Source organism: Mesorhizobium sp. M7A.F.Ca.CA.004.04.2.1 (genome assembly GCF_004022825.1).
Taxonomy (GTDB): Bacteria; Pseudomonadota; Alphaproteobacteria; order Rhizobiales; family Rhizobiaceae; genus Mesorhizobium.
In genome coordinates this window covers 1-1,796 of sequence record NZ_RZPH01001147.1, presented here as the reverse complement: position 1 = coordinate 1,796, position 1,796 = coordinate 1, and the positions used below count along the sequence as shown (strand labels likewise).

3 protein-coding genes are annotated in these 1,796 nt (G+C 63.3%); 2 read left to right on the top strand and 1 reads right to left on the bottom strand.

Going from position 1 to position 1,796, the window contains the following annotated elements; translation table 11 throughout:
* The coding region (locus EN893_RS38820) for a hypothetical protein (RefSeq protein ID WP_206640218.1) at positions 1 to 205 on the bottom strand (205 nt) is incomplete at its 3' end.
* On the opposite strand from EN893_RS38820, the gene EN893_RS32280 reads away from it, so the two are divergent.
* On the top strand, positions 204 to 872 hold the full coding sequence (locus EN893_RS32280) for a 5'-methylthioadenosine/S-adenosylhomocysteine nucleosidase (RefSeq protein WP_127270410.1): 669 nt from the start codon (positions 204 to 206) through the stop codon (positions 870 to 872). The genes EN893_RS38820 and EN893_RS32280 overlap by 2 nt on opposite strands.
* 55 nt (positions 873 to 927) lie before the next feature.
* The coding region (gene guaA, locus EN893_RS32275) for a glutamine-hydrolyzing GMP synthase (protein WP_128362105.1) at positions 928 to 1,796 on the top strand (869 nt) is incomplete at its 3' end.

The window sequence follows — 1,796 nt, the reverse complement described above, 5'->3', positions numbered from 1 at the left end:
TGATCGCCACCATGACTGGCACCATGATGACGGTGGTCGGGCGTGATGGGATTGAAGGGTGAGTGGCCGGTTCGCCGCAGGCGAATTCATCGTGCCGGTGGCACGATGAAAGGCCACGAACGCCGGGAGCTGCCGGAGGCAGCGGGTCCCGGCGAGCGGCGGTGCAGATAAGCAGATGATCGGGCGGAGAGGAATAAATCATCATGGCCGATAAAATCTCGCGCCTGTCGGGCAAGGACGTCCTCTTCGTTATGGCGGCGCAGGCCGAATACGGCCCGCACCTCAAGCAGCTGTTCACGCCGCTGATGACCGGTGTCGGTCCGGTCGAGGCCGGCGTCAGGCTGGGTGCTGAACTCTCCTGGCTGAAATCGCAAAAAGCACTGCCGGATCTCGTTGTTTCGCTCGGTTCAGCCGGCAGTCGGACGCTGCAGCAGACGGAAATCTACCAGGCGGTTTCGGTCAGCTACCGTGACATCGACGCTTCGCCGCTCGGCTTCGAGAAGGGCGCCACCCCCTTCCTCGACCTGCCGGTAACCGTGCCATTGCCCTTCAAGATACCGGACATCAAGCAGGCGACCCTGTCGACCGGCGGCGCGATCATCACTGGCGCGGCGTATGATGCTGTTAGCGCCGACATGGTCGACATGGAGACCTTCGCCTGCCTGCGCGCCTGCCAGCTGTTCGACATTCCGCTGATCGGTCTGCGCGGCATTTCCGACGGGGCGGCGGATCTCAGGCATGTCGGCGACTGGACCGAATATCTTGAAGTCATCGACGAGAAGCTGGCGGACGCCGTCATGCGGCTCGAACGGGCGATCGGCGACGGCGCCCTTCGGACGGAACCACCCCATGAAGATGCCGGACCAGCCTGAAAGTCGGGCTACGCAACCCATTGCGTCGACTCGTTTCTTTCTCTAAACGCTCGCCATGAAAACAGCCAATCATCCCGACACCGTCCTGATTGTCGATTTCGGCAGCCAGTTCACCCAGCTCATCGCTCGCCGCATCCGCGAGGCCGGTGTGTTTTCCGAGATCGTGCCGTTCCAGTCGGCCGAAGCGGCATTCAAGCGCATCAATCCGAAAGCCGTGATCCTGTCCGGCGGTCCGGCTTCGACCGGCGATATCGGCAGCCCGCGCGCGCCGCAGATCGTCTTCGACGCCGGCGTGCCGGTGCTCGGCATCTGCTATGGCCAGATGGCCATGTGCGTGCAGATGGGCGGCGTCGCCGAAAGCTCCGACCATCGCGAGTTCGGCCGCGCCTTCGTCGAGATTCAAAAAGACAGCCCGCTGTTCGAAGGCCTGTGGGCGCCCGGCCAGCGCCATCAGGTGTGGATGAGCCATGGCGACCGCGTCATCTCCTTGCCCAAGGGCTTCGAAGTGTTCGGCAAGTCAGAGGGCTCGCCCTTCGCCATCTTCGGCAACATCGAGCGCAAGATGTACGGCATCATGTTCCACCCCGAGGTGGTGCATACGCCCGACGGCGCCCGGCTGCTCAGGAATTTCGTCCACAACATCGCCGGCATCGAGGGCGACTGGACCATGCGCGCCTACCGCGAGCACGCGGTCGAGACGATCCGCAAGCAGGTTGGCAAGGGCAAGGTCATCTGCGCGCTGTCGGGCGGCGTCGATTCTTCCGTTGCGGCGCTGTTGATCCACGAAGCGGTTGGCGACCAGCTGACCTGCATCCTTGTCGACCACGGCCTGATGCGCAAGGACGAGGCCGCGGGCGTGGTGGCGATGTTCCGCGAGCATTACAATTTGCCGCTCATTCTGGTGAACGCGTCGGACCGTTTCAT